The sequence below is a fragment of the Thalassobacter sp. genome (genome assembly GCF_982993085.1).
In genome coordinates this window covers 1-23674 of record NZ_CEZFMW010000030.1, presented here as the reverse complement: position 1 = coordinate 23674, position 23674 = coordinate 1, and the positions used below count along the sequence as shown (strand labels likewise).

Sequence of the window (23674 nt, the reverse complement as noted above, 5' to 3'; positions counted from 1 at the left end):
GATCTGCTTTCGTTTGAAGGCGATCTGTCACCACCGCCAAATGCGGTTGGAAGTAGCACTCTAGACCTGCCTGAAATTTTAATGTGCTTTTGGGTATGCTGTTTAGGCAGATGATTGAGTTATTCGAGTAATTCTTGCGATTTTTTGTTTCGGTTTGGGCAATCGCGGCTTCTATTACCCTATACCGTCGACAAAGTGCACTGGACGAGAAGCTGGCCTGTCGCGGCAGCACTGGTTCGCTCAATCCGCTTATCGATCGCACCGGCATTAAAGCCACCTCAAGGGACATCGCAAACAATGCCTGGCCGGGCAGCAGTGGCCAGAGGTGAATTGCATGCTCGCAAGCACGGTTGCTCAAAGAGTCTGCTTCGGTGTGAGATTCATATTGGGACCCGCGAAAAAGCATTTGAGGTTCAAAGGGTGGCGACCACCACCAACATTGCTGGTGATGCCTCATGATGCCCAAGTTTCTCGACCTAATTCCTTGCGATAAGGAAAACTGCGCGACTAAAGCTGAGGTGCCTGGGGCACGCGCCAATGCCACAGACCTATTACTGCCGCAGGTTTTATGACTCTACTCTGCAAGAACGCCATACCCTAGGAGCTCATAAGTGCGTAAGCAATGGGGTAATCCCTCACAGATTAGGGCCTCGATAGACAGAGGGAATCCAAATCCGCGTCGCATTGCCCAACCGGTGTACAGACCGTGGGGTGAATCCCTCCGGCAAAAGGGTGAATGTGGCCCTTGGATAGCTTTTCAAATTAGGCCGCTTCGATGGCTGTAGGAGGTTCCTTGCTCGGCTACGATTTGTTATTCGTTCTCGGCTATCATTGGGAAGAAAACTGTACGGTTCGTAATTCGTACGTAACCGATGAAGCATCGTCGTATTGCAACTTTGAGAAAGTGCAGAATACTTCTCAAAACTCCTGCCAATCATCTAGATCTGGATGCTCGGCGAGAAGTGTTTGGCCGATGGCAATAGGTCGGATTGGGTTTGTTGCTGAGCCTCTACTGGTTTCGATGCCTTTTTTCTGCGTGGTTTTTGTCTCTGCTTTTGCGGCAATTATTTGGGCTTTACGCGTTTGGAATTTTGTAGTGACTGCGACCAATGCGTTAGCTTCTCCATTCAAGGAAAGTGTAGCCGCCGTGGTCTCTTCTGACATTGCAGCATTATGCTGAGTTGTGGTTTCTAGATCAGCCATGGCAACGTTGATTTCGCCTAGACCCACCGATTGCTCAGTTGCGGAATTAGCGATATTGCTCACGAGGTCCGAAATTTCGGTGACTGAGCCTACAATTCTGCTCAGTACGTTGCCGGTGTCACCGACCAACTGAACGCCATGTTGAACGTTAGAGCTAGAGGCATCTATCAGTTCTTTGATCTCATTTGCGGCCTCTAGCGAACGGTGGGCAAGGCTACGAACTTCTGAAGCCACTACAGCAAAGCCAAGACCTTTTTCGCCAGCGCGTGCTGCTTCAACCCCAGCGTTGAGGGCGAGGAGGTTGGTTTGGAAAGAAATGTCGTCAATCACGCTGATAATTCTTGAAATGTCGTGTGAGGACTTTTCAATCTCGGTCATGGCAGCAACCGCATTGCGTACGATTTCACCACTGCTTTCTGCATTTGCGCGAGCAGCGTTGGCAATTTGGGCTGCATCTTGTGCGCCTGACGCCGCGGACTGTACTGATGATGTCAGTTGCTCAACTGCAGCTGCGGTTTCTTCCAAGGTGGCGGCTTGGTGTTCGGTTCTTTTGGAAAGATCGGACACCGATGTGCTGATAGAACTACATTCGGTATTAATTTCACCGGCATGTTCGATGACGTCTGTGACAGCGTCTTCTAGGTTTCCGATCGCATTATTGAAGTCACTTCGCAATTGTTCATAGTCTGATGAAAATGGTGTCTCAATCGCTGCTGTTAGATCACCATTGGCTAGCCGCTTTAGGCTTTCACTCAGAGAATTAACAACATGCGCTTGGTCTTTCTCAGTTTGAGTGCGTGCCGCCTCAGCTTGCATCATTTCGTAGTGGGTTCCGGTGGCATCAACTCCCAAAAGCAGAATTCCCGACATCTGTCCTTTATGATCGGGAACGGGACTAATGCTCCCCTCCACAATGCGGGTATCCGAGCCTCCCCCCAATGAAAACTTTTGGAATAAGCTTTCCCCCGCCGAGAATAGCGCCCAAATATCTTGGTCGCTTTCCAACCCTGAGAGCAGTGTTTTTAAGTTTACGCCCAGCAGTTCTTTCTCGGATGCTCCGAGTAGTGTTTGAGCGGGTTCATTGATTGCTTTGATCCTGCCATCCAAATGTGCTGAAATCCGGATCTGCTGACTGTCGATCGCATCTATCAAGGTTTCAATTGTCAACAGTTCGGTCAAGTCCTTCCATTCAAGAACGTAGCCTACATGCGTGCCGGATCGATCGTGCACAGCATCTAGCTGCAGTCCCAAAAATGCTTCACCGACTGCGATACGCAATTTAACCGGTAGGTTGCTCGGGTCGGAAAGGCGGGTCCGCTGTTTTTGCGGTACCGCATGGAAAACATCCATGTTTTGCCCCAGCAGCGTTTTGGGGTCGAAGTCAGGTTTTACGGTGCGAAAATCATCTGCGCGCTCCTCCATCATCTTAGAGGCCGCGTCATTAAGTTGGGTTATCACAAAGTCTGTATCGACCAAAAACATCGGGGCTTCTGACAGCTCAAAAGCCGAGCGTTTGAATGCGCCTTCCAGGGCAAAATTCTCCGCGGCTTCAAGGTCTTCTCGCATTTGATCAAGGGTATGTGAAATCTGCCCGATTTCGGAGTTTTGATCGGCTCGAGGCATTTCAACACGAAACCGCTTTTGCGCGATTTCACTCATCACATGAATGATCCCATGCACCCCACTTGTGAAGGTTCGTACGACGCGGAACCCTCCGACAAGCGTGATAAGGAAGCATAGACTGGCGAGGCCTGCAAAAATATAGAGCTGCTGCTGTGCACTCTGTTTTTGTTCGGTCGCCATCTGCAGGAGGGCAGATTGGAAGACTAGTTCGTAGTCACGCAATTGCCTGACCCAATTAGAGGATGTCTTAAACCAATCGGTGCCAGAAATGCCGTTCAGGATCAGTCCGCGGGACCCGTATACGACCTGTCTCATAGTTTCTAATGCGGCGTGCTCGGGTGAAGATAGGAAAGTGACATCTTGTCCTAACACATCTGAATAGTGACGAGCCTGATTGAGCATCTCTTTTTGATGGGCATCGTAGTGCAAGAATTGTGCGTATAGGTTGGGTCCAAAGACACCGCCGCCGAAGCCAGATGCACCAATGCTTCGCTCGCTTTCAGCGGCCTCCTTCGCGACGGATAACAATATCAAGCCAGCGCCGCCCTTGGCCATCTCTAGCGTTTCAAAATCCGCGACGATGGCGTTGTTCATTTCCATAGCTGCTGCAATGACTGAGGAATAATATTCCGTGAGTTCATCAAGATTGACGTCTTGCTCGAAAATTCGCCCTCGGATTTCCTTTAATCGTAGAAGCCGTGCTTGGTATATCTCTTGTTGTTCGGGTATTCGTGCCGATAGATCGGATACAATGGTGCCCATTTCTTGAATGGCGGTGTCTACGGCTTGTTTTTGGGTGGGAAGCTGGTTGGCGAAATCGGTACCCCGTGAGCCAACGTACCCTGTGGACATAGCCCGTTCGACCTGAAGCTCTTCGATAAGCTCCGCGATGGGCAGTGTCAGTTGCGCTGATCGCTCGGCGGCTTTGGCCGTTTTGAAATCACTCCAGGATCGTTCCAAATTGATTGCGGACAAAATAGCGATGCCAAGCAAGGGGATAGCAACGAGGGCGATGACTTGGGTGCGTAATTTCATGACACTCTCCGATGAATATAGCGGGAACATCGATCAAAAAAGTTGAAATCTTCTAAACCAAGAAGGCGAATTTTTGGCGCAGGCCTCCAGCACAATGAGCGTTTAGAAATTCTTAGCGTATTCACTGCTAATCAAGTGATAGCCATAGCTTGGGAGCAATTGATCGACGCATGATAGAACTACCTAACTGACGTACCAATCAGATGCCTCTGCTTTCGTCGCCCCCGCCTGCGCTCCGCTCATTTTCGGTTGGGTTTGGATCTTGCGGAACACGGTCCAGCTCGATCTGTAGAATGCTCATCACCCAGCCCAGCAAGGTTAGCGCGACGGTCGCCACGACAAATATCCAAGCCTCTACTAACAATCTGTCCAATAGAGACAGTTGCAGTTGGCTGTACGACAGACCGGCCGCGAGTTGAGATGGAAATGTCACCGCCATCCAGCTGGCGTTCGTGGAGGCGTTGACAACATAGAGATCGTCATCGAAAAAAACTTGGCCAACGAGGGTGGTTGGTGCAAAATCAGTCCGGTTCGCACCGCCTGAAACAGACGCTCCCGCAGGAATAGGGACAGGATCGGCGTCTAGTCGAAACAACCCGGTGCATTGCCCGCCGAACACCCGGTTCCAGCACAGAATTTCCCGCGCAAGCATATCAATTTCGCCCGATAAGAATGCGCGATCTGGTTCCATTACCCATAAGGCCTCGGTCTCAGTGCAGGGCTCCGTTTCAGCGACACACGCGGGATTGCCAACGTTGCGCAACTGGCGCCCGATTTGACCGGGACCATGGATGTAGATCGGTTCATTGCGGGGGGCGAAGTGGGTGGCTTCAGGGTCATCCAATTCGCATGCGGGATCGGCGCGCAACTGTACGGTGCCATCCATCACTAGATTTGTGGTGATCAGCTGCTGCGGACTGCTCTGGTTCAGCATCAGTGATTGCGCTGCGGGCGAAGTCGCGACGTCCGAACGGCCTTCGATAGTATACTGCACGGTCGCACTCGACAGCAACGTTTCCGCGCCTTCAATACGCGCGGCCTGAAGGCCATCAAGGATCAAAAACTCAATACGACTTCCTGGTTGTGGGTCTACCCAACCTGTGACGCAAAATTCATCATCCGACTGCTCACCAACCTTGGCGATCAGCTTGTCTTCAAAAACAACCCTCACGCCTTGGACGAAAAAGGGGGCAGGGCGGGTGGTATCTGTCACCGCAAACGACAGCCGGTTCGTCTCGGCGTTGATTAAAAACAGGGTGTTGGGCTGTTGGTAATGCGCCACGGTTAGCATCGCGATCAAAGCTATCAGGACTAGCAACGCGATGAACCCCAACATACTGAAGGGGATCAGAAAAAGCTTGAACGCGACGATCAAGAACCAACGGTATTTTCGCTCACTCTTGCCATATTTTTTGAACTTATGGTCCGTGAGCCACGAAATCATGGGAACGGCACCGACAGTCGGGTCTCAATAAATGATGTGTCGCGCCCATCGGTTATTTCGAGGCGTAGTTCTACCAAGCCGGAATACTCTAGGTTGGCAATTTGCTTTTGTAGCTTTGACAGCTCAAGGGTGCAGTCGAAGCCCGCAGTCAACCTGCGCGTGGCCAAGCATGTCATGGGGATAGGAGGTTTTTGGCTGAGGCTTCCGTCTGCGAAAACTGGGCGTAATGTCGGGTTCACGGTCCCGCTTGTGACCTCAAATGTGATGTTTAACTGATCCGGATCGTCAGTGAAGCTGATCGGCATGTAGTATGAGGTTTGGCTTGCCGCACAAACAGGCGCGATGAAGGATCGGCCGATAAACGTCTCATCGCTGTACCGGTTTTCGAGGACACTTTCGTGGTCAGTCTCGAAGGATATGGCGCTGAGCACAGAGGCTTCTGTGGTTTGGACAGGACCCAACTCAGGGGCCACTCCTATCAGGGCATAGTGACCATTGATCGTGTTGAGTGAAGCGCATAATTTCAGCGTATCAAGGAAGTCGCGTGCGCTTTGTGGGATTACAATGGGGGCTAGTTTCAGTTCTCCCGGCAGGACTACGGTTTGCCCTTTAGAATTAGATAGAAACAGACTGGCGATTAAAGAATTCGCCCGAATGCGCGCACTGTGCGCACCGGACATTGTCCCCGCCGAAGCATTGACTGTTTCGCGCACCACCAAGGTGGCGGGCGCTGCTACTGTTATAAATTCAGAGGCTGAGCTAGGTGCGCTGGCCCCCGCTATGCCCAATGCGCCTATGGCAAGAACTGACTTAATACTTGTGGGTAACAAAGCTGGACCCTCCGCCGGTTTCGGGCGCACCGATGCGCGTCAGCACAATGGTGGTGCCGGGCTTGCGCGCGTTTTCAAACAAGATTTCTTGAAACTGATCGAGGGTTTCAAAGTCCACTGTTGTGCGACTTCCGTCCGCACGTAGCATTGAAACGCTACGTACCAGATCCAGCCGTTTGAATTTGCTGTCGGCGGATACCGACGTGAACACAACTCCGCCGCGCACCCCATCAAATGTTATCTTATCGATGCCCAAATCCTGCAGCCCCGCCTGTAGAATGCAGGACTGCATCGCTTCGCGGTCGGGCGCCCCTATGACGCTGCTATCGCGCAGTTTAAGCGCTTCGTTCAGGTTGTCTTCATTGAGCCGGCAGGATGTTGGGGCAAGCCGCCAATCGGCCCGTTGCGAGGCCTCTAGCGACGTGGCCGTGACATCAAATAAACTGAAGCGTCCGTTGATCGTGTCATGGACCACATGGGGGATTTGCCGCGAGGTTCGGGCGGGTAAGCCGCGAAACGCCGCTGCCCGAAGGCTAAGGCGCTCGGTTTCAATCCTAGCGGCGGTAAACGCTGACAAAAGAGGCTGTTCTCTTTCAATCTCCTTCAGGAAGGAGCGGGTGAATACGGATGTTAGGTTTTCTTCTTGGGTTCTGGTCGCTTTTTCTTGGCTGTCGATGAAGTCGTAGGCGACCCCGCGCGGAGAAGAACTGTACATCACCAACACCTCTGCGTTTATGTTCGGAAAGGTCACTTTTGCGGGAGCGGTGCCGACGGATGATAACAACGGCTGATCTCCACAGGCGTTGATCAAAAGAATAATTCGGCTTGGATTGCGGCTGCTCAAACGCTCAACTACGTAGTCGATGTTTATCGACCCGCTGATCATTTCTTCTTGAGACGCGTAGCTCGAGCCGCTTGCAGGAATGCCGACGATGAAGTTGGCGTCATCAATGGAAAACCCATGGCCGTTGAAAATAAACACCACTTCCGATCCGGGCGTGATTTTGTTGAGAGCGATTTCCAATTCACGCCTGATCGCCTCGGCGGAACGTTCAAAGCGTGCGTCGTTCAGGACCTCCCAGCCCAAAGTCTCCATCGCCTCAGCGTAGCGCCGAGCGTCATTCACGGGTGTGACAAGGTTGAACGGGGATCCATCAATCTTATTGCCTTGAAACGTCTCATAGGCGGAGTTGCCGATGATGTAGGCAAAGCGGTCCGGTGTATCCAACATATCGCTGGTCTGCCCATAGGCCGGAATTAGCGCGCACAAAACCGCTAGGGCCGCGACCACCCAACGTCTAAGGAGGCGCGTCCGGACCATACTCAATTCCCTTGCAGAACCGGGGCCGAGCATTTGTACAAATCACCGCGCTGACTGCCCTCAAGTGGGTTCACTTCAGTCCACGCAGGGTGCGCCCCCGTGGCAGGATCCTTGAGCAATGGCAGGCTGTCGAGGATTGCGCGTGTCATCCGCTCAATCTGTTGGCAGTAGGGATTTCGCTCATCATAATCGAAGGTGACCAGCAGGGCCTGTACCCCCATTGTCTCTACATCACGCTCTAGCCATGTGTATTGTTCAGGCGTGATCACCGTGCGTACGTAGGGGGAATCTGGCAGGTCATAAAGAGCTTGGACGTCAATCGGAACAAGGGTGATGTCGCTTTCAGGGGTAATCGCGCGGCCCCGGTCATTGGGGGCGCCCGCAACGTCAAAAAGCACGCCATAAGCGATGCCCAAAATGGGCAAGCCGGGTTCAGGATTAACGTTCACGATGTCGAGGCGTGTGCCATCTGACACCAGCTGCTCAAACAACCAGCGGGTCGTCAGGTTGGTGCCGCTCTTCTCCTTGCCCGCATTAATTCGCAGGTTTTTCGACAGGATTTCATCCATCGACCTAAGGTCTTCGGATTTCAAAGCGTATGCGTGGATTTCTTCCACATACAGCGGCATGACGACTTTGATTCGATCAACGATGCCCTGTAACACACTGTTATCACGCGCGCGGTCGCGCAGTTGGGCCAATACGTCGGCCTGCACTAAGGCCAGTTGGAAATACTCCTGCTCATCCGACCCTTCAAATGCCAACAGCCGTCTAAGATTGTGGACAGACCCATCGCTGGGGACGACTTCAAATGGGACGTCATCGGGCAAAATGCTCATGATTTCGTTGGCGAGTGCGAAATAAGTGCCTGTTGGCCCCCCGGTGGTAATGCGTAAGGTGGGCGTCTCTGACTGGGCCCAGCCCGGCGCGGCCAGCGACAGCGTTGCTAACGCGCAAAGTCCAGCAACGACCCGCTGTCGTAATCGTATTCCCACCGCGCCTGTGCCTTGATGAACCATTTCGCGCCCTTTCCTTATTGCCCCAGCTCCGCGCGGGCCACGTAGCCGAAACCGGACGTGGCGTGCACAATGGGTATGAATTCTGATTGAGTGTCGTTTGTTTCGATCCGCACAAACCGGTCCCCCACCTCGATAGAGGCCAAGACCGTCGCGGTGCCCGAAGCTGCATCCAATAGCTGGGCCTCGGTTGTGGCGGATGTCATGTGCAATGACACCACCTTTTGTTCGTGCTCAGATGCGATCTGGGCCGCGCTCATCATTTCGAGCAACCGAACCTGCGCGTCCAAATCCTGAAGCCGGACCAAAAGCGGCTCTAGCGCCTCCGGTGAGGGGTCGTTTGGTCCCCGCGGAATGTCCTTGGTGCGATCACGGATACGCGCCATCCGTTCGCGAAGGTTTTGTAAATCACTCGCCAATTGGTCCCGGGATGCCCGCAATTGTGCCAAGCCGTTCTCGTGACTGGCCAAGAGGTTAGTCCCGCCGCTCGTATCCCCAGTGCAAAGCGGGAATTTAGCGATTTCGATCTCTGGGACGGTGGTGCAATCCTGAATCGGCTGGATCGCCAACCAATCCCAGACTTGGTTTCTCTCCCTCTCGGTTCGCTCTGCGCGCAAACTCTCTACGGCGGCAGCATAAATATCGATTTCTTGGGTCAACCACCGCAGTCGGCAGTTTCGAAACTTTCCGCGTTCTATTTCAATCACTTGGTTACAACCAGGGGTGGGCTGTGTTCCCAATGCTTCCAGCAAGCCAGGCACATCATTGGCCTGGGCGGCGCTTTGATTGTTAATAACAATCACGCTCGAAAATATTGCCAATTTGAATACAAATGTTTTCAATTTTGATATGAATGTTGCTGAAAGATAATAACGACACTATCGTTAGAGTATCATGTTCTTTCAATAGTAGATTTGCAGTGCTTCAAATGACCCATGCTGCACAACGGTTTGTCGGTGGTTTACGCGGTGTTTTGGCCGGGGTCTTTTTGAGTGTCTCGCCGGGCTTGGCCGACACTGGTGTTGAGCAGATGATCGACGCGATTAGCCTTGAGCCGCTTGATCAAATTATCAGTGACGCGGACCTTCAACTGTCTTTTCTGAAAGCAGGTCGAGAGATCACTGGCGAAAGCGAGGCGTCGGTCACTGTTGCGATGCGCGACGATGGGGGCGGCGGTCCTTTGCCCCGTACGCGGGCCAACCTTTTGTGTTTCGCTGACAACCTAAGCGATCAACGATCTGGCGCAGAACTAGATGCCTATTTTGAAACAGCATCAGACGCGCTTACGCGTGGGCAAACGTTCCTGAGCTCGTTCGAACTTCTCAAAGTGAACTTCACACAGGAGAACTGCCCGCCTGTTTTAACTGAAATGGCGACCTCCGCGGCCGCGGAGGTGGGGCGCGTATCGCGCGCTGATATGGCGGTACTAATCCTACACCTCGAAAGTTGTTGGCCTGATGAAACTGCGGCTGAGGCCGACGGCAGCCCCTTTGACATAGACGCGCGCTACTATAGGGCGCGGGATTTGATGCAATCGGTGCAAAGGATGTCGCTTGGCGTTCGGGCCGCGCAGGAGTGGTGCCAGTGAGACGCTGGCGGGCCCATTGTGTCGCTGTCGCAGCCGCCGCGTTTCTAGCGTCGGGTCCGGGTGATGCACAACAGGGCGAGGCCGTGCAGGCCATCGGTGATTTGGTGAACCAAGGGTTCGGTGCTGTCGCGGCTCTGCGCGATGACATCTATGACGCAGAGCGGCGCCTGTCTGAGTTAGAGGAAACGCTGCTGCGATCCTCCAGCCGGAGCGCGCCCAATTTTGCGGATGGGCCATCCCCTTTGGCAGCGCAAATTGCACGACATCCATTGGTTCTGACGACGAACGGCTTTTGCAAAGATGCGTTCCAAGAGTTGATCGTCGAAACGTTGCCTGCTCGGCCGGATGTCATCAGTACATGCATCGAGGAAATGCGTCCGCGCACGCGACATCAAGCGGGATTGGACTGTGCGACACTGCACTGGGTTGTCGCACCAAACGGGCAATTGCGGCTAGAAGGGCATGTCAGCGGGACAGAGGATTACGCGCAATTAGCCGCGCTTTATGGGGCGCAAACTGTCGCCACTGTAGTGGAGCGTCCATTCCCTGCCTGCGCCGCCCTTGAGGCGCTGGAATTGCCAATGACGTCAAACGCCCGGCCCGATTTGCGGCTCTTGTCCGATGAAACTCGGGTGGCGTTTTCCGAGAGCCTCGCGTTTGAGGTCAAGACACCGGACTTTTTTGCCTATGTCTATGTCGTGTACCTTCAGGCCGACGGCAGTGTGGTGAACCTGACGCCCAAAACTCGCCTTCTGCGTGAGCAATATCGCCCCAATTCGGTCCTTCGATTTGGTGACGGGCTGGAGGGGCGGCAAACCTACACGGCGTCCGCGCCAGCAGGCTCAGAGGCGATCATCGTGGTGGCTTCACGCAGTCCAATAGACAGCCTCGATACCTTGGAAATCGGCCCACAGGGCCAATACGCACTTCGCTCTGATGGGACGCCGTTGGACCAAAGTGGCTTTCTCAACCTACTGCGCCGCGGGATGGAGCAAGAGCATTCCGGGCGCGGTACCCGCGAAATTTCGGCAGAGGTTTTGCACATTACAGTTGTACCCTGAGGTCGCGACGGCGATCCCGTTTTGGAGGCACCCATGAGGACACTCGGACTAGTTGCGGCGGCGTGCGTCGCTTTTGCAGCCCCTGCCGCGCAGGCGCAGGAGTTTTTGGACAGCCAAAAAATCATTCAGCAGCTTTTGCCCCAAAACACAGGGCCTGTGGTGCGGTCCATGAACGGGGCTGTCAAACGCGGGATCAATATTCAAGGCCAACTCCCGATGGAGGTTGACCTGCCCAAAGTCAGCATGACCATCAACTTTGAGTTAGACTCCGTTAAGCTAACGGCTGACGGGATGCTGGCCCTGCGATCCTTGGCCAAGGCGCTGTTGGACACGCAAATGGCCAACATGTCTTTTCAGGTCGCGGGGCACACAGATGGTCGTGGCGATCCGACCTATAACCAACAATTGTCAGAGCGGCGCGCGCAGGCCGTGATCGACCATTTGGTCAACTTCTATGAGGTGCCGCGCATGATGCTTGTGCCGACAGGCTATGGCGTCAGCCGCCCCATGGATCCGACCAATTTGCTCAACCCGCTGAACCGCCGGGTTGAGATCATCAATGTGCAACCTTTGTCCTGATGTAAGGGGTACCGACATGCGTTTTTTTGTACTTATGACAGCCTTTGTAGTCTCTGCCGCGACTGTCTTCACCGCAGGTGCCGCCCTAGCGGAGCGTCGCTTGGCCCTTGTGGTGGGTAACGGGGCCTACATGCACTCCACACCACTTGCCAATCCCGTCAATGACGCCGACGCGATGGCCAACAAGCTAGAAGCGCTGGGCTTTGAAACCTATGTCGGTTTTGATTTGGACAAGATCGGGATGGAGCGTCTGTTGCGCGATTTTGCGCGCGCCTCTCGCGACAGCGACGTGAACCTGTTCTTTTATGCCGGTCACGGCATGTCAGTGAATGGCACCAACTATCTCGTGCCAGTGGATGCAGTGTTCGAGGATGAAACCGCGCTGGATTTTGAGGCTGTGTCGGTCGATTTCGTTACGCGCCAAATGTCGCTCTCGAACGCGGTGAACCTCGTGTTTCTTGATGCTTGCCGGGACAATCCGTTGTCTCAAACGCTTTCGCGGTCCATGGGCGCGACCCGGTCAGTCGCAGTGTCGAGCGGGTTGGCCGAAATGTCTGCGCAAGATAGCGGCAAGGGCATGGCAATCGCATTTGCCACCAGTCCGGGGCAGGTTGCACTGGACGGTGATGGCATGAACTCCCCGTTTACAACGGCGCTTCTTCGGCACCTAGATGCGGAGAATACTGACATCGCAGAGGTCTTTAGCCGCGTTACCGGTGACGTCTATGAGAATACGGGTCGAGCACAACGCCCTTGGATCAATGTGTCACTCACGGGGCCGGTTGTTCTGAACAAGGTGAACCGGGTTGTGCCCCAAAATGCGCCCTCAACCGATCAGGTGGCTCTGGCCTCACCGGGGGCGGCGCAGCCATCTGGCGGGATGCTTCAAGAGCAACAGATGCTCTTTGAACTGGCGCGGGAAACTGGGGACGTCGAAGACTACAAAGCTTACCTTGAGAGCTTTCCGAGCGGACTGTACGCCAACAATGCGCGCCGCATGATCCGTCGCCTGCAAAGCGAGCAGGGGGGCACGCAAGTCGCCTCAGCACGAACCCCATTGTCTGGACAGGCAGCCAACACGCGCAGCGCATCGATCAATGAAGTTGGCCCCCTCCAGCTTCCGATCACCAACACGCTTCGCAGCCAGATCACGAACGCTAGCACCGAAGCCGCTCTGGGGTTGGACCGTACGGGAAAAGGCAATATCCAAGCGCGCTTGAACGCGACGGGCAATAACGTGGGCACCGTGGATGGCCTATGGGGGCGCAAAACACGGCAAGGTATTGCAAGCTGGCAGGCGATCAATGGTCTCCAATCCACGGGGTTCCTAAGCCTCGCGCATCTTGAGCTTTTGGTTTCTCAAACCGAAGGCCGCTATGCCCCCTATACGGCCCCCGTCGCCAAGTCCTCTAGCGGTGGATCGCGTCAGCAGAATAACAACAATAGCAACAATGCGCTGGGCGGTGCTCTTTTGGGCGTTGCGATCGGGGCGATACTTTCGCGCTAATTGTGCGTTGGTGGCACGCATCACCGTTTTGCATAGCGCGGTCTTTTTCGATTAAGTAGCCGCGCAAGGCCTGACTGCCGATGCTGTAGTTTACACACAATGTGCTGGGCTACCGCAGGGATAGCCCGGTTAATGCTACGTGTCAGACGGTCTTCAGAATTGGTCAGATCAAGACTAAGCCTCAAAGCAATACTTCAAAATATATTTTGCAAGTGCTTGCATCCGCATGCTAGGCGACATCACGAAAATCGCAAAACCGCAGCCAAAGACCACGTCACGTATGAGCAACCTTCTTCAAAATATCGCCAAACTGCAAATGATGCTTGCCGATATGGAAGCAGACGTTGGTATCCGGGATATCGGAGTGATCGAAAAGTCTGTTCTGAGTGCGATCGTTGACCTGACAGAGGGCGCTCCGCTGGCGAGCACGAAGGAAATCCTCGCGCACCCTTTGAATGAGGTCTACTCACGGCCCTCCCTTTTTCGAGCTTTGAAAAATCTTGAGAATTTGGGCCGAATAACGAAAGGCGGCGAAAAACGCGGCCTATACACCCTCGTGGACGAAGGAGTGTAAGTGCTCAACCCGGTTGGCTTCAGCATAAAAGAGCACTTGCAAAACTTCGTGATCGTGAGCGTTTTTTACATCACGGCGTATTCGCTTACGCTCGGCTTTGTGGCGCCTCTCCAACAGATGTTGTTTAGCAACGTGATCACTGAGTTAAGCCTACTGTTCCTACCGCATGGCGTCAGGGTCTTGGTCGTTTACTTTTTCGGATGGCGTGGTGTGCTTTATCTCATACCGTCGGCATATCTCATGAAGATATTGAGCTCCCAAGCCGGAATTCCGCTCGATCCTTGGTCACCTTTATTCAATATCATAGCTTGCTACGTGGGCTTTCAACTGGTCAAATTTGCGCTTCCAGAACGGTTTTCGGGTGCTCAACTGCCAAAGTGGCGAGACTTCGGGCTCGTGGCTCTGTGTGGATCGATCTTCAACAGTGCGGGTATGACTTTGCTGCATCAAAATGAATTGGATCTGTTCATTGCGCTGGGGTACGTGATCGGTGACATGGCCGGATTTTTTGTCTGTTTCTTTATCTTGATCTACGCGTTCAGATTTGCCCGCTTGCTCGCCAAAGTAGACGACGCCTAAGTATGCGACGCTCCCCAAGCAGGTGATCCTAGTGGCACGTAACGTTACGTGACCAAACGCTCTTCGTGTCGATCGGGACTATCAGACAGCCTCATCGCCTTGCACTCAGCAACCCCGTGATGCGTCCTAAGCCAGCGTGCATCCGGGCGGGGAAATCTGTCACAAAACCCTTCAGGTCACAGGATTTCGTATACTGACAGGGCATCCTTAGTCGAAATCGGCAACGCCTAAGAAAAAACCGAGCCATAACAAAATATTAACTGAAGTAAAATGGTGCCCAGGGGCGGATTCGAACCACCGACACGAGGATTTTCAATGGATCTGGTGTAAATTATACATTTGAAATCAATAGCTTGTGCAGTGATATTTTTAGTGTGCGTATAAGTGTGTTTTTGCTGTAATTTTAAAGGCAGGGCGGAAACGCTGTGTTGAACACTGTGTTAGCAACAGTGTGCGAGACAGAATAGTAAGCAAGCATGTTTACTAAACTCTAAACTGTTCTTTACCTCCACTCAGGCCAAGCTAAAATCACGGTGCAAAACATATGTAGCCAATTCCCCGACAGTGGAGCACCGCCATGAACTTAGATACAATGAATGAAATCCAACGCCAGGGCGGGCGCTTCTGGAACGTGTCAACAGTAGCCGAGCTGTTTGACAGTCCCCTACCGACAAATGATCCCAATGGGAACGAACTTGAAGATTGGCAGGACTTATTCCGTACGAGTTTTCTGGGAGAAATATTTGTGCCTGAATCTGATGAGGTTTTTTTCAGCTTATCGGACAGCGAACAAAAAAACGTCGTTTCACCTTTGGAGTTTGTTGCTTGGCAAATAGATAAAGCCAGCGCTGAGTTCATCTACTACCTTATCAATAAGGTTGATGGCCAATCAATCGTACGAGAGATTTACCCCGAAGCGAACGAGGAACAGCCCAAAAACTGGCAGGAAATCCAGTTTGACGAATATTGGCTTTCGGATGCAGAGCAAAGTTGGCTAAACGAATACGATAGAGATAGCCAGCCTACAGCCATGAAGTTTATCGAAATGTGCAAATCGGAGAAGCCATTGGAATTGGCATTTGCGCTAGCTGAGTGCGTGTTAGAGGAGAACTTTGGCATAACATGCGCGGACCATCTTGAAGAGAATTTCAGTGAAAACTTTGATGCCCGTGACGCCTATTCAGACTGGGATGTCAAAATAATGTGCGTAGCAAAGGGCCGCATGTTTCCGTACATAGAGCCTGACAGTTCGCACCTTGCCATGGATGATTACAAAGTGTCCTACTATGGCGTTCGAAACTATGATGAGGGCTGATCAAGAAAACCACTAAGGTCGCGGTTCAGTTCCATCACTGCCTCGCCACCACATTCATCAGCTTTGCATAGCTATAAACCACATCGTACCGCACGTTATTGGGTAGGTCGTCGCGGCTGATCTCTGCGAAAAACTTGCGAGCGCATTCGATTTTGATCTGCTCATCAGGCCGCAGTTTCATGGAGGACATGCTGCCCTTAGTTTAAGCAACTAAGTAGATGTGACGCACTGAGCCCTCTTTAAACGAAATAGCCCAGTCAGTATTGTAGTCGCCAAGTATTGTAGTCGAATTATCAATTATTTTCATGTTTACTCAGAAAAGCAAAATGTGCGGCCTCAAGGGCGCGAATGAATGTAAGTGCACCATAGCGCCAAGCCTCTGAACCCATCCGAACTTCACTGTTGAGTGGTTCGCTGCTCGCAGTTTCAGTGCTGTCCAAGACGCCAAAGAGGCCCAGCTCGTCAGGTGAAAGAAACGTACGAGCGAATACAACGTGCTTAGAGGTTTGCCAGTACATGGTTGCAAAGTTGCTCAAGCGTCTTTGCCCCAAGACCTTCCCAGGTATGGCCAAACGCAGATCTCCACCATTGGTATCAGTAAAATGCACCTTAACTGAGTTGCGCCTATCGAAGTGTTCAATCACACTTTCAAAGAACCCGCGTGCCGCTAGAGGGGCGTTGGCGAGTCTTGCTTCAAAATTTTCTCTTGAAATTTCGCTCATGTAAGCACCTCCAACTAGTTGAGATTAGGCCATTTGAGCTATGCCTGCCAGCCTTTTGAGCAATAGAAATCTACAGGTATCATGTTCCAGAAAATCGTATGCTTCTGACATAAAACACGGCGTACAGCCCCAACCCACGCTGATAGCTACACGAGCCGCAAGCACCTACAGGTTGGCACCAACACAGCGCGTGTAAGCAGTGTGTGACGCCAGCTGTTTACGATGATGAAATTGGACCTTGGCTGCCCTGTGGCTTGAGCCTGTCGTAGTCTGCCTGAGATGTTGCACTGGATGCAGAGGGAGGCATGCCACTCGCCGTAGAGTCTGCAGTAGCCTGTGGCGGCTGCACATTGGGCTTGGGAATGGGTGGTGGTGCAATGGCTTTGCCCATACGCGACTTTGGTTTGCTCTTTGTCTGTACCTCGCCACCCTTGAGCCGTGTATCTAACTTGTTAGCTAAGAAGCTGGCAGTATTTGAAAAAGTTTTAATGTCTTCAATGGCTTGATCTATCTGGACGCTGTTGGATGCCTTCTCAATCACATCTATCAGTCGGCGGAGTTCGTCACGATCATCCATACGCAACACCCACTTCTGCAAAACGGGGTGATGCAAAATCACCACCGAACATCTGTAAGTACTTCCCGCAAAAATACCGCAGCGCAGATTTTTGGGGCTGCAGAACCCATTGCGGACGAATGCTCATACTGCCATCCGCTCTGGCGCACGCCACACGGCCTCCGCCTGCCTTGCAATTGCACTGTCACACAGCGTCTTCAGGTCTGATAAGCGGTTAGCCCAGATTTGATGTTGTTGCTGCTCACTGTCTGCCAGTCTTGCCCCGTAATACCCAAGTTTGTTTGAACAAATGCTCAGTGTTTCAACGCTTGGCTCTGTGTTGTGATAGCGCAGCACTCGGATATAACCCTCACTGCGTCCCAGCCAGCTGCGACAAAACTCTGGTGTGTTCTGCACGATGCCTGTTTGGATCAATTCGTCCCGCATGTGTTCTAATAGTCTAATGCTCATTTAATTCTCCCAGTGCTTTGGTCTCGCAAGTATTTATCAAAACACAGTGGTGTTGGAGCAAACACGAGGGCGGATATTGCAATACCACACACAAGCCAAAAGCTGTGTTGCAGCAACTTCTTGCGATACTTTGGTGCAAGACTGTGTTGGGGGAATTTCTTAGGGAGCTGTGGGACAACCACTATGTTGCAACCACAAACCTGCAACACAGTGGTTCCAACACACTGTTTGCGTACTGCGTCGCAATCTAGCTGCTAGCGCTCGCTGCGCCCAAGCTTTTTCTTCCAGCGGCGACGACTTGAGATCAGCGTCCAGCTGTCATGTAAGTTTGGCTCCAGCCCATGCTCTACTTTGTCATAACTTGGAAAGCGTCCCCGTGCAGCATTCTCTGCGAGGGCAATACCTCTGCTCCAAGCACGGCTTGTTAAGGCGGATAAAACTGAGCGATCATATGTCAGTTCACCACGTGGTATCCGCACTTTGGGGTCCAGCTCTCGGCTGTAGGTATCGCTGACCTTTGCCCGTGCTCCAACACGCCACAGGGCTTGACGCGGCATGGCACTGCGGACCCACACCACATACAGATACCTAAACAGCGTGTCTTTGCGCTGCCGTGTGCCCAGCAAAGGATATTTGGCAACTGGTTCAGGCAAGATGCGCCGTTCTTGCTGGGATTTATCTATAAGTTTGCCCAACTGCCGTGTGATCTGTGCCTTGCTTAGTCCTAGCGGGATATTGACCACCATAGAATTGGGCTGACCTTGCTCTGTCCAATCGTCTTCAATGAACTCTTGTATGCGGGATGCAGCTTTACGGTGTCTGTCACTGCGCAGAGTATCAATTTTGCGCACACGCGGCTTGGAGCCTTTGTACCCAAACACAGATAATGCTCGCTCGCTCCACCAGTCCAAGAAGCGAACGCGCTGTACGTCTCCTAAGTCGTCATAAACTGCCAGCACGTCCTCAAAGTCAGTAGGCAGTGTGTGCAGCTCTTCTTCACTCAAATCGTCCGCACGAAACCGCCGCGCCAGCTCGTAACTTGGGCTGATCGCCAAGTATTCCATCCACAAAAGATAAAAGCCGAGGTTTGCAGCCCATACGCCATCCTTGCGGAAATCTGTGGAGCGGGGGCTGTCATAGTGTTTGCGTTCATCTTGCATGCTTAAATTGGAATAACATTATCCGCTAACTGTCAATTGTGTTTAGTAAATATCGCAATGAGTTGAGTGGTGGTAAAACTAAATCATCGACACGGCAATCATGCCAGTCGCGGTCAACACAGGAGATATTCACATGACCAATGCTACTCAAAACAAGTTCAAACTCAGCAACATCGTCGACGAGCTGATCGCTCAGCGTCAAAAATGGGAAGAAGGCACTTACGCTGCAAGTAATGCCGAACTCTACACATTGCTGGGCAACACGCTGGAGCTGTTCCTCAAAATTCATAGCAACGTTGGACTAAGCAAGGCGGTTACAGACCTCTTGGATACATACAGCATTCAGCACAACAGCAGCACAAGCTTGGCGCTGAAGATTGTACGTCTCGTATTCGTGGGCAAAGGCCGAGAAACAAAAATTGCCAATCGTGCTTATACATATGCCCGAGTGCTTACGATCGCTACGGACGCAGGCATAACGGGCGAACAGCTGCCTCAATTCATCGTAGACAATCACGGTATTGATGAACTTCGACGCCAAAATGCGGAGGGCGAGACAGATGCCCAGAAAGCCAAACGGGCTCGTGACTATGCTGACGCAGCACTCGTAGGCGAGACCGCGATCAGTGACGTGATCATGTCTGATAGCCTGCAGCCTGTAGATGGGGCCCGATACAGCTTGGCACTTGTGCGCAAGAACGAGGACGGCACAGGATCAATTGTGTTCGGCACAAACAACGCCACAGCCGTAAATACTGTGCTCACAATTGCAGGCAAGGCACTCAAAGATCGTGCTGCACAGACTGCAGAGCAGAATGTTGCAAAGCATGACGCGGAACAGCGGGCTGAGAATGCTGAACGTCTGACGCAAGAGCTGCTTAACACAGGCTTTCAGCCGCAAGCGCATGTCTCTGCAAGCATCTCAGAAATGGCTCCCGCTTAACCACTGACAGCAAGCAGGCAGCAATTGCGCTGCCTGCGCATCCCTCCCAAATTATGAAAGGAACGACGATGAAGTTCGATAAAAAACATCGCCCTCACACGCTTGCAGATGTGGTTTATGCCGATCCAAGTGTTGAGCAAACACTGAATGACTACGCACATAATCAGCGCGACAAACACCTCTTGCTGCACGGGCCCAAAGGTACGGGTAAGTCAGTATCTGCACAGCTTGTCCTCAACGCGCGCATGGCAATCTTGGGTCAAACTGGATTGAACGATATTTGGAATGCCAAGGCTTACCAAGCAACTCATGACACTTTCGAGCCTGTAATGATGCAATGGAATTGGCAGCTTTCTTTAGGCGCAAACACTGGTTGTTCAGTATTTGACGAGATTGATCAATTTACACTGCCTATGCAGCACAAGCTGCGAGCATTTCTTGATCAATATGAAATGGGCATGGTGATCGCGACGACCAACAATCTGCAGTTGGTTGATGGGCCGCTCAAAGATCGGTTTCGGCCGCTGTTTGTGGAATATCCAAGTGTTCAGCAATGGGTGCCGCGTGTGGTTGCGGTGCTGGGCCGTGAAGGCATTCCAGTTACACCAACGCAAGCTGCGGGGTTGTTGCAAGGTTTTGATGGCAGTGGCCGCACACTTGACGATTGGATGGAGGACTACGTGCTACGTCTTAAGCGCATGATGACGCAGCTCACAACACGGCAATCAGCACCTGTGCAATCCTCGCCGCAAATCATTAGCAATGCAGGAGAGCAGTAATGGACACATTAGAAATTGAAATTGGTTACATTCAGCAATTGATGGACGACGAAGTCTTGCATGTGTTGAGGCAATTCTACTGTTGGGAGATGTTAGAAGACTGCGCTTCAGTCTTTGATCTAGACGTAAGCAGCATAGCGCCGCCACAGGAAGTTTTATCAGAGCTGATCGTCCACAAGTCTGACGAATATCTATCTGAAGCGAAGTCCGACCGTTTCAAAGCAGTTTGGCAAAGCCTTAAGCCAGAGCACCAAATGCGCCTTGTTCTTAGGTTGTCTCAACGCTGCTGAGCAAAAGTGTCGCTGCCTTAACGCAGCGGCACCATCCCACATTCAAATCATAAGGAGAAAACCATGTATACAGATACCATGTTACGCCTGTTTAACGTTGATCAACTTGTAACTGAACGTGTTATGAAAGCGCTGGAACGGCAAGAACAGATCGATCAGCTGCAAGATTGGTACGAAGGCTTTAGTCCATTTCCCATGCTGCATGAACTTGCTGAAGCAGAATTGAAACAGGCCATCGAAAGTACTGCATTAGCGCAAATGTCGGACCAAGAATATTCTGCGTTTCGCTGGCAATGGTCGCGTTTGGAGCCTGATCAACAACGCAAATACCTTTGTGAACTTGCAGGCCTCGCAGACCCAGAGCGTGACAGAGATTTTGACGCCTAGGCTCATTACTTTAGCAACATCGCCGTCAGCATTTGTGCTGGCGGTTTTTTGTGCTCCCAACTGTGTTTGCCCAAAACTCTACCAACACTGTGTCTGCAACATAGACGGTAAAACAGTGTTTGTTCTTTCTGTGTGGACTCAACCCTACCATAGCTATGTGAACCAAGTGTTCTCCCTGTTTCTGCCAGCTTTTGTCGCCTCGTAGATAAATACACGAAGAGAACCATAATGGGATTTGAGCAGCGCAAACAGGAACGACGCGAACTAAACACATACCTTCTGGCGCAAGACTGGAACGTGTTTGGCACGCTTAAGTTTGTGAACGGCAGGACCATTGGGCGTGAGATCGCCAACAAGCTCTTACGCAGCTACTGGAATAAGATAGACCGCGTGATGTTCGGCAAAGCTGCTGAGCGTCAGAACATACGTGTGCCACGATGGTGTTTTGCGCATGAAGGCAGTGATTGCGAGAATTTCCACGTCCACTTTATTCTGCCCAGTCAGCTGCATGACACAGAACACATGTGCTGCTTACTCAACGCTGTGTGGGCGCAGCACCATGCACAAACAGCGCCACTCACAAAGAACTGGATCATGCCAGCGCAAGACCGTGCAGCGGTAGCGAGCTATGTCACGCACGAGTATTGGCGCATGGGCAGTGATACAATTTTAGATGAACTGTGTTGGGACCAAACTTCGTCCGATACTTTTATACAGTTTACACACGAGCAGCAGGTACATCGCATTCAAAGGGCAGCCAGCCCACTCTGGCTAAAGCAGGCACGACAGGCATTGAACACACAACAGGCAGCATATGAGGCAAGCGGTGATTTGCAGATGATGGAGCGTGGCTAAGCCCCTTCGCGCAGCAAGCACTTGAGCAGTTTGAACAGCACAGATGCCAATGACACAGGTCTTGGCACATCCTTGTTCACGAGTAATTGTTCAAACAAACTTCACAAAGCAAAGATGTTCAAACACAGAACATTAACAAACGCTCAAATGAAGATGATCAAACAGACATAGAGATAACAGCTTAACACAGCGTCAGCGGAGCAAACCGTTAGACGCTTTTTTTGTGGGCGTGGGTTCGGTGTGCATACTCTAGTCAACCATATGCAATTAGACAGCATTGAGACTGCACACATATACGCAATCGCCTGCAGTCAAATACTATTACATAAAATCAATTATTTGGATATCTTTCCGGTAGTCCATGCATTCAGGTGAACATACGCTTTAGCTGTAACCAAACAGCAAGAAGCGCAGATGACACATCTCTCAAAGCTTACATTCAAGACAGTTGATCGCAGTATGAAGCGCGATCCCATTATAGCACGGCGCGATAAACTCATTGCGGGGCTCAAAGAGCAAAAGCTGGTGCATGCCGCTGCACTTAAGAAAGAAGATCACCGCGTTGAGCGGCACAAGTGGATGACCAATGACATAGAGGAGCGAGTGCTTGTCAAAACCCACCGCAGGATACGCCCATGGTTCTTTGAGCAAGATGGCGGTTGGTATGTGCAGTGCCGATACGGGGCACGTGTGATCGCAGCGGATGGCGCCAATAATGCGGTGCTGGTTAAAACACTCGAAGACGTGGCCGCTGTTCTGGATGCTCTACTCAATGCAGCCGCTGCGGGAGAGCTGGACTCGGCTATAACCAAGGTGGCAGAGCGGCAACCGCGATTGAAGCCGGGGGCGGCTAAAGCGGTTGCCAATGTCTGACGCAAACACGGCACTTATAGCAGTACTGAATGATCGTGCGCGGCAGGGCAAAGACCACTGCCGTATAATGCTCACACGCGGCGTGTTGGCCTGTGATCCCATTACAGTTGCTGAGTTGATGATCGCGGTGGAAGGCTTTGATGAGTTCACGCCCGACAATGATCCATATGGGGAGCACGACTTTGGCGCGATCAAACTTGAGGGGGTCACGTTCTTTTGGAAGATGGATTACTGGGACAGTGACCTGCAAATGCACTCGCCTGATCCAACCGATACAAATGTAACCACTCGAGTGCTCACCATCATGCTGGCAGAGGAATACTGCGCGGAATTAGAACTGGCGCAGCCATCAACGCCGTGCCAATTATTCTGCATGATAGAGTTTGCCGAACTATCCAATGACAGCCCTGTTTTGGTGCATTCACCTTTGCTGCGGGCTGCGCTGCTGACCCTGCAATACACACAGGATCACGGATCAATCCCGCTTACGCCCAGCAAAGCGTTTAAGCGGGTGTTTGTGCATTGGGCAGCGGAGCATTTTGACTGGCCAAATATGGGCTATGACGAGTTGTTCAGTGTGAACAAAGTCCTCAACGAATATGATTTTCCTCCACTCGAATTGCTGCATTTTCTGCTGATCGAGCTTAAATTGGGGCGGCACTACAAAGGTCAGTTCAAAATTACCAAACGAGGTTCTGAGCTGTTGGTCAATCCATCGCAGCTGCTGAACACCCTTGTGCCCTTTTTCCTGATGAATATGGATCATAGCAGTTACAGCCGAAGTGGCGATCATGCTGTGGGCAATTGGGATGTCTGGTTGAATGTGCTCAATGTCGAAGCCGAGAATGCGGCAACAGAACTAGAGCTATATCAAGTCTTCTATGGTCCGCTCAGCGATGAACCCATGGCGTGGTGCGTGTTTCGCGGGATGGTGGGCACAGATTTCATCTGATCGTGGGCAGT

25 protein-coding genes are annotated in these 23674 nt (G+C 52.0%); 14 read left to right on the top strand and 11 right to left on the bottom strand.

The window, feature by feature from the left end:
* Positions 1-918: 918 nt before the first annotated feature.
* From AC4GMC_RS06820 to AC4GMC_RS06795, 6 genes are all read right to left on the bottom strand, one after another.
* Positions 919-3861 carry a methyl-accepting chemotaxis protein gene (locus AC4GMC_RS06820; protein ID WP_487875693.1) on the bottom strand — a complete coding sequence of 981 codons (2943 nt, stop codon included), beginning with the start codon at positions 3859-3861 and terminating at the stop codon, positions 919-921.
* Between the two features lie 199 nt (positions 3862-4060).
* Positions 4061-5305, bottom strand: coding sequence for a hypothetical protein (locus AC4GMC_RS06815; protein WP_487875692.1), 1245 nt, complete (start codon positions 5303-5305; stop codon positions 4061-4063).
* Positions 5302-5985 (bottom strand): hypothetical protein, encoded by a 684-nt coding sequence (locus tag AC4GMC_RS06810; RefSeq protein WP_487875691.1) that lies wholly within the window; start codon positions 5983-5985, stop codon positions 5302-5304. The genes AC4GMC_RS06815 and AC4GMC_RS06810 overlap by 4 nt, the downstream gene beginning before the upstream one ends.
* 130 nt (positions 5986-6115) lie before the next feature.
* Positions 6116-7456: a caspase family protein gene (locus AC4GMC_RS06805; RefSeq protein ID WP_487875690.1), complete on the bottom strand. Its 1341-nt coding sequence runs from the start codon at positions 7454-7456 to the stop codon at positions 6116-6118.
* Between the two features lie 2 nt (positions 7457-7458).
* Complete coding sequence (locus AC4GMC_RS06800; RefSeq protein ID WP_487875689.1) at positions 7459-8475, bottom strand: TAXI family TRAP transporter solute-binding subunit; 1017 nt, start codon at positions 8473-8475, stop codon at positions 7459-7461.
* A 14-nt stretch (positions 8476-8489) separates the two neighbouring features.
* Entirely contained in the window at positions 8490-9233 is a 744-nt protein-coding gene (locus AC4GMC_RS06795; protein ID WP_487875688.1) for a hypothetical protein, read from the bottom strand.
* Between the two features lie 167 nt (positions 9234-9400).
* Between AC4GMC_RS06795 and AC4GMC_RS06790 the strand changes: the two genes are divergently transcribed.
* The 7 genes from AC4GMC_RS06790 (at position 9401) to AC4GMC_RS06760 (ending at position 15675) form a co-directional block, all read left to right on the top strand.
* Positions 9401-10060, top strand: a complete 660-nt coding sequence (locus AC4GMC_RS06790; RefSeq protein WP_487875687.1) for a hypothetical protein — start codon at positions 9401-9403, stop codon at positions 10058-10060.
* Positions 10057-11121 carry a DUF4384 domain-containing protein gene (locus tag AC4GMC_RS06785; RefSeq protein ID WP_487875686.1) on the top strand — a complete coding sequence of 355 codons (1065 nt, stop codon included), beginning with the start codon at positions 10057-10059 and terminating at the stop codon, positions 11119-11121. Before AC4GMC_RS06790 ends, AC4GMC_RS06785 begins: the two co-directional genes overlap by 4 nt.
* A gap of 33 nt (positions 11122-11154) precedes the next feature.
* Complete coding sequence (locus AC4GMC_RS06780; protein ID WP_487875685.1) at positions 11155-11700, top strand: OmpA family protein; 546 nt, start codon at positions 11155-11157, stop codon at positions 11698-11700.
* Between the two features lie 16 nt (positions 11701-11716).
* Entirely contained in the window at positions 11717-13207 is a 1491-nt protein-coding gene (locus AC4GMC_RS06775; protein ID WP_487875684.1) for a caspase family protein, read from the top strand.
* 280 nt (positions 13208-13487) lie between these two features.
* Complete coding sequence (locus tag AC4GMC_RS06770; RefSeq protein WP_487875683.1) at positions 13488-13781, top strand: hypothetical protein; 294 nt, start codon at positions 13488-13490, stop codon at positions 13779-13781.
* The gene (locus AC4GMC_RS06765) at positions 13782-14360 is read left to right on the top strand and encodes a hypothetical protein (RefSeq protein WP_487875682.1); all 579 of its coding nucleotides are present in this window, start codon (positions 13782-13784) and stop codon (positions 14358-14360) included.
* Between the two features lie 577 nt (positions 14361-14937).
* Complete coding sequence (locus AC4GMC_RS06760; RefSeq protein ID WP_487875681.1) at positions 14938-15675, top strand: hypothetical protein; 738 nt, start codon at positions 14938-14940, stop codon at positions 15673-15675.
* 34 nt (positions 15676-15709) lie between these two features.
* Here AC4GMC_RS06760 and AC4GMC_RS06755 read toward each other — a convergent pair whose 3' ends face one another.
* The 5 genes from AC4GMC_RS06755 to AC4GMC_RS06735 form a co-directional block, all read right to left on the bottom strand.
* On the bottom strand, positions 15710-15865 hold the full coding sequence (locus AC4GMC_RS06755; protein WP_487875680.1) for a restriction endonuclease: 156 nt from the start codon (positions 15863-15865) through the stop codon (positions 15710-15712).
* 103 nt (positions 15866-15968) lie between these two features.
* Positions 15969-16397, bottom strand: a complete 429-nt coding sequence (locus AC4GMC_RS06750) for a hypothetical protein (RefSeq protein WP_487875679.1) — start codon at positions 16395-16397, stop codon at positions 15969-15971.
* Between the two features lie 217 nt (positions 16398-16614).
* Entirely contained in the window at positions 16615-16974 is a 360-nt protein-coding gene (locus AC4GMC_RS06745; protein ID WP_487875678.1) for a hypothetical protein, read from the bottom strand.
* Between the two features lie 123 nt (positions 16975-17097).
* Positions 17098-17424: a DUF6626 family protein gene (locus tag AC4GMC_RS06740; protein ID WP_487875677.1), complete on the bottom strand. Its 327-nt coding sequence runs from the start codon at positions 17422-17424 to the stop codon at positions 17098-17100.
* Positions 17425-17678: 254 nt separating this feature from the next.
* Positions 17679-18584 (bottom strand): hypothetical protein, encoded by a 906-nt coding sequence (locus AC4GMC_RS06735; protein WP_487875676.1) that lies wholly within the window; start codon positions 18582-18584, stop codon positions 17679-17681.
* A 133-nt stretch (positions 18585-18717) separates the two neighbouring features.
* Here AC4GMC_RS06735 and AC4GMC_RS06730 point away from each other — a divergent pair, with 133 nt between their 5' ends.
* The 7 genes from AC4GMC_RS06730 (at position 18718) to AC4GMC_RS06700 (ending at position 23663) form a co-directional block, all read left to right on the top strand.
* The gene (locus AC4GMC_RS06730) at positions 18718-19527 is read left to right on the top strand and encodes a hypothetical protein (protein ID WP_487875675.1); all 810 of its coding nucleotides are present in this window, start codon (positions 18718-18720) and stop codon (positions 19525-19527) included.
* Positions 19528-19595: 68 nt separating this feature from the next.
* Positions 19596-20306 (top strand): AAA family ATPase, encoded by a 711-nt coding sequence (locus tag AC4GMC_RS06725; protein WP_487875674.1) that lies wholly within the window; start codon positions 19596-19598, stop codon positions 20304-20306.
* Entirely contained in the window at positions 20306-20596 is a 291-nt protein-coding gene (locus tag AC4GMC_RS06720) for a hypothetical protein (RefSeq protein WP_487875673.1), read from the top strand. The genes AC4GMC_RS06725 and AC4GMC_RS06720 overlap by 1 nt, the downstream gene beginning before the upstream one ends.
* A gap of 63 nt (positions 20597-20659) precedes the next feature.
* Entirely contained in the window at positions 20660-20983 is a 324-nt protein-coding gene (locus tag AC4GMC_RS06715) for a hypothetical protein (RefSeq protein ID WP_487875672.1), read from the top strand.
* A 228-nt stretch (positions 20984-21211) separates the two neighbouring features.
* Positions 21212-21838 (top strand): hypothetical protein, encoded by a 627-nt coding sequence (locus AC4GMC_RS06710; protein ID WP_487875671.1) that lies wholly within the window; start codon positions 21212-21214, stop codon positions 21836-21838.
* Between the two features lie 414 nt (positions 21839-22252).
* Entirely contained in the window at positions 22253-22711 is a 459-nt protein-coding gene (locus AC4GMC_RS06705; protein ID WP_487875670.1) for a hypothetical protein, read from the top strand.
* Positions 22704-23663 (top strand): DUF3768 domain-containing protein, encoded by a 960-nt coding sequence (locus AC4GMC_RS06700; protein WP_487875669.1) that lies wholly within the window; start codon positions 22704-22706, stop codon positions 23661-23663. The genes AC4GMC_RS06705 and AC4GMC_RS06700 overlap by 8 nt, the downstream gene beginning before the upstream one ends.
* Positions 23664-23674 lie beyond the last annotated feature (11 nt).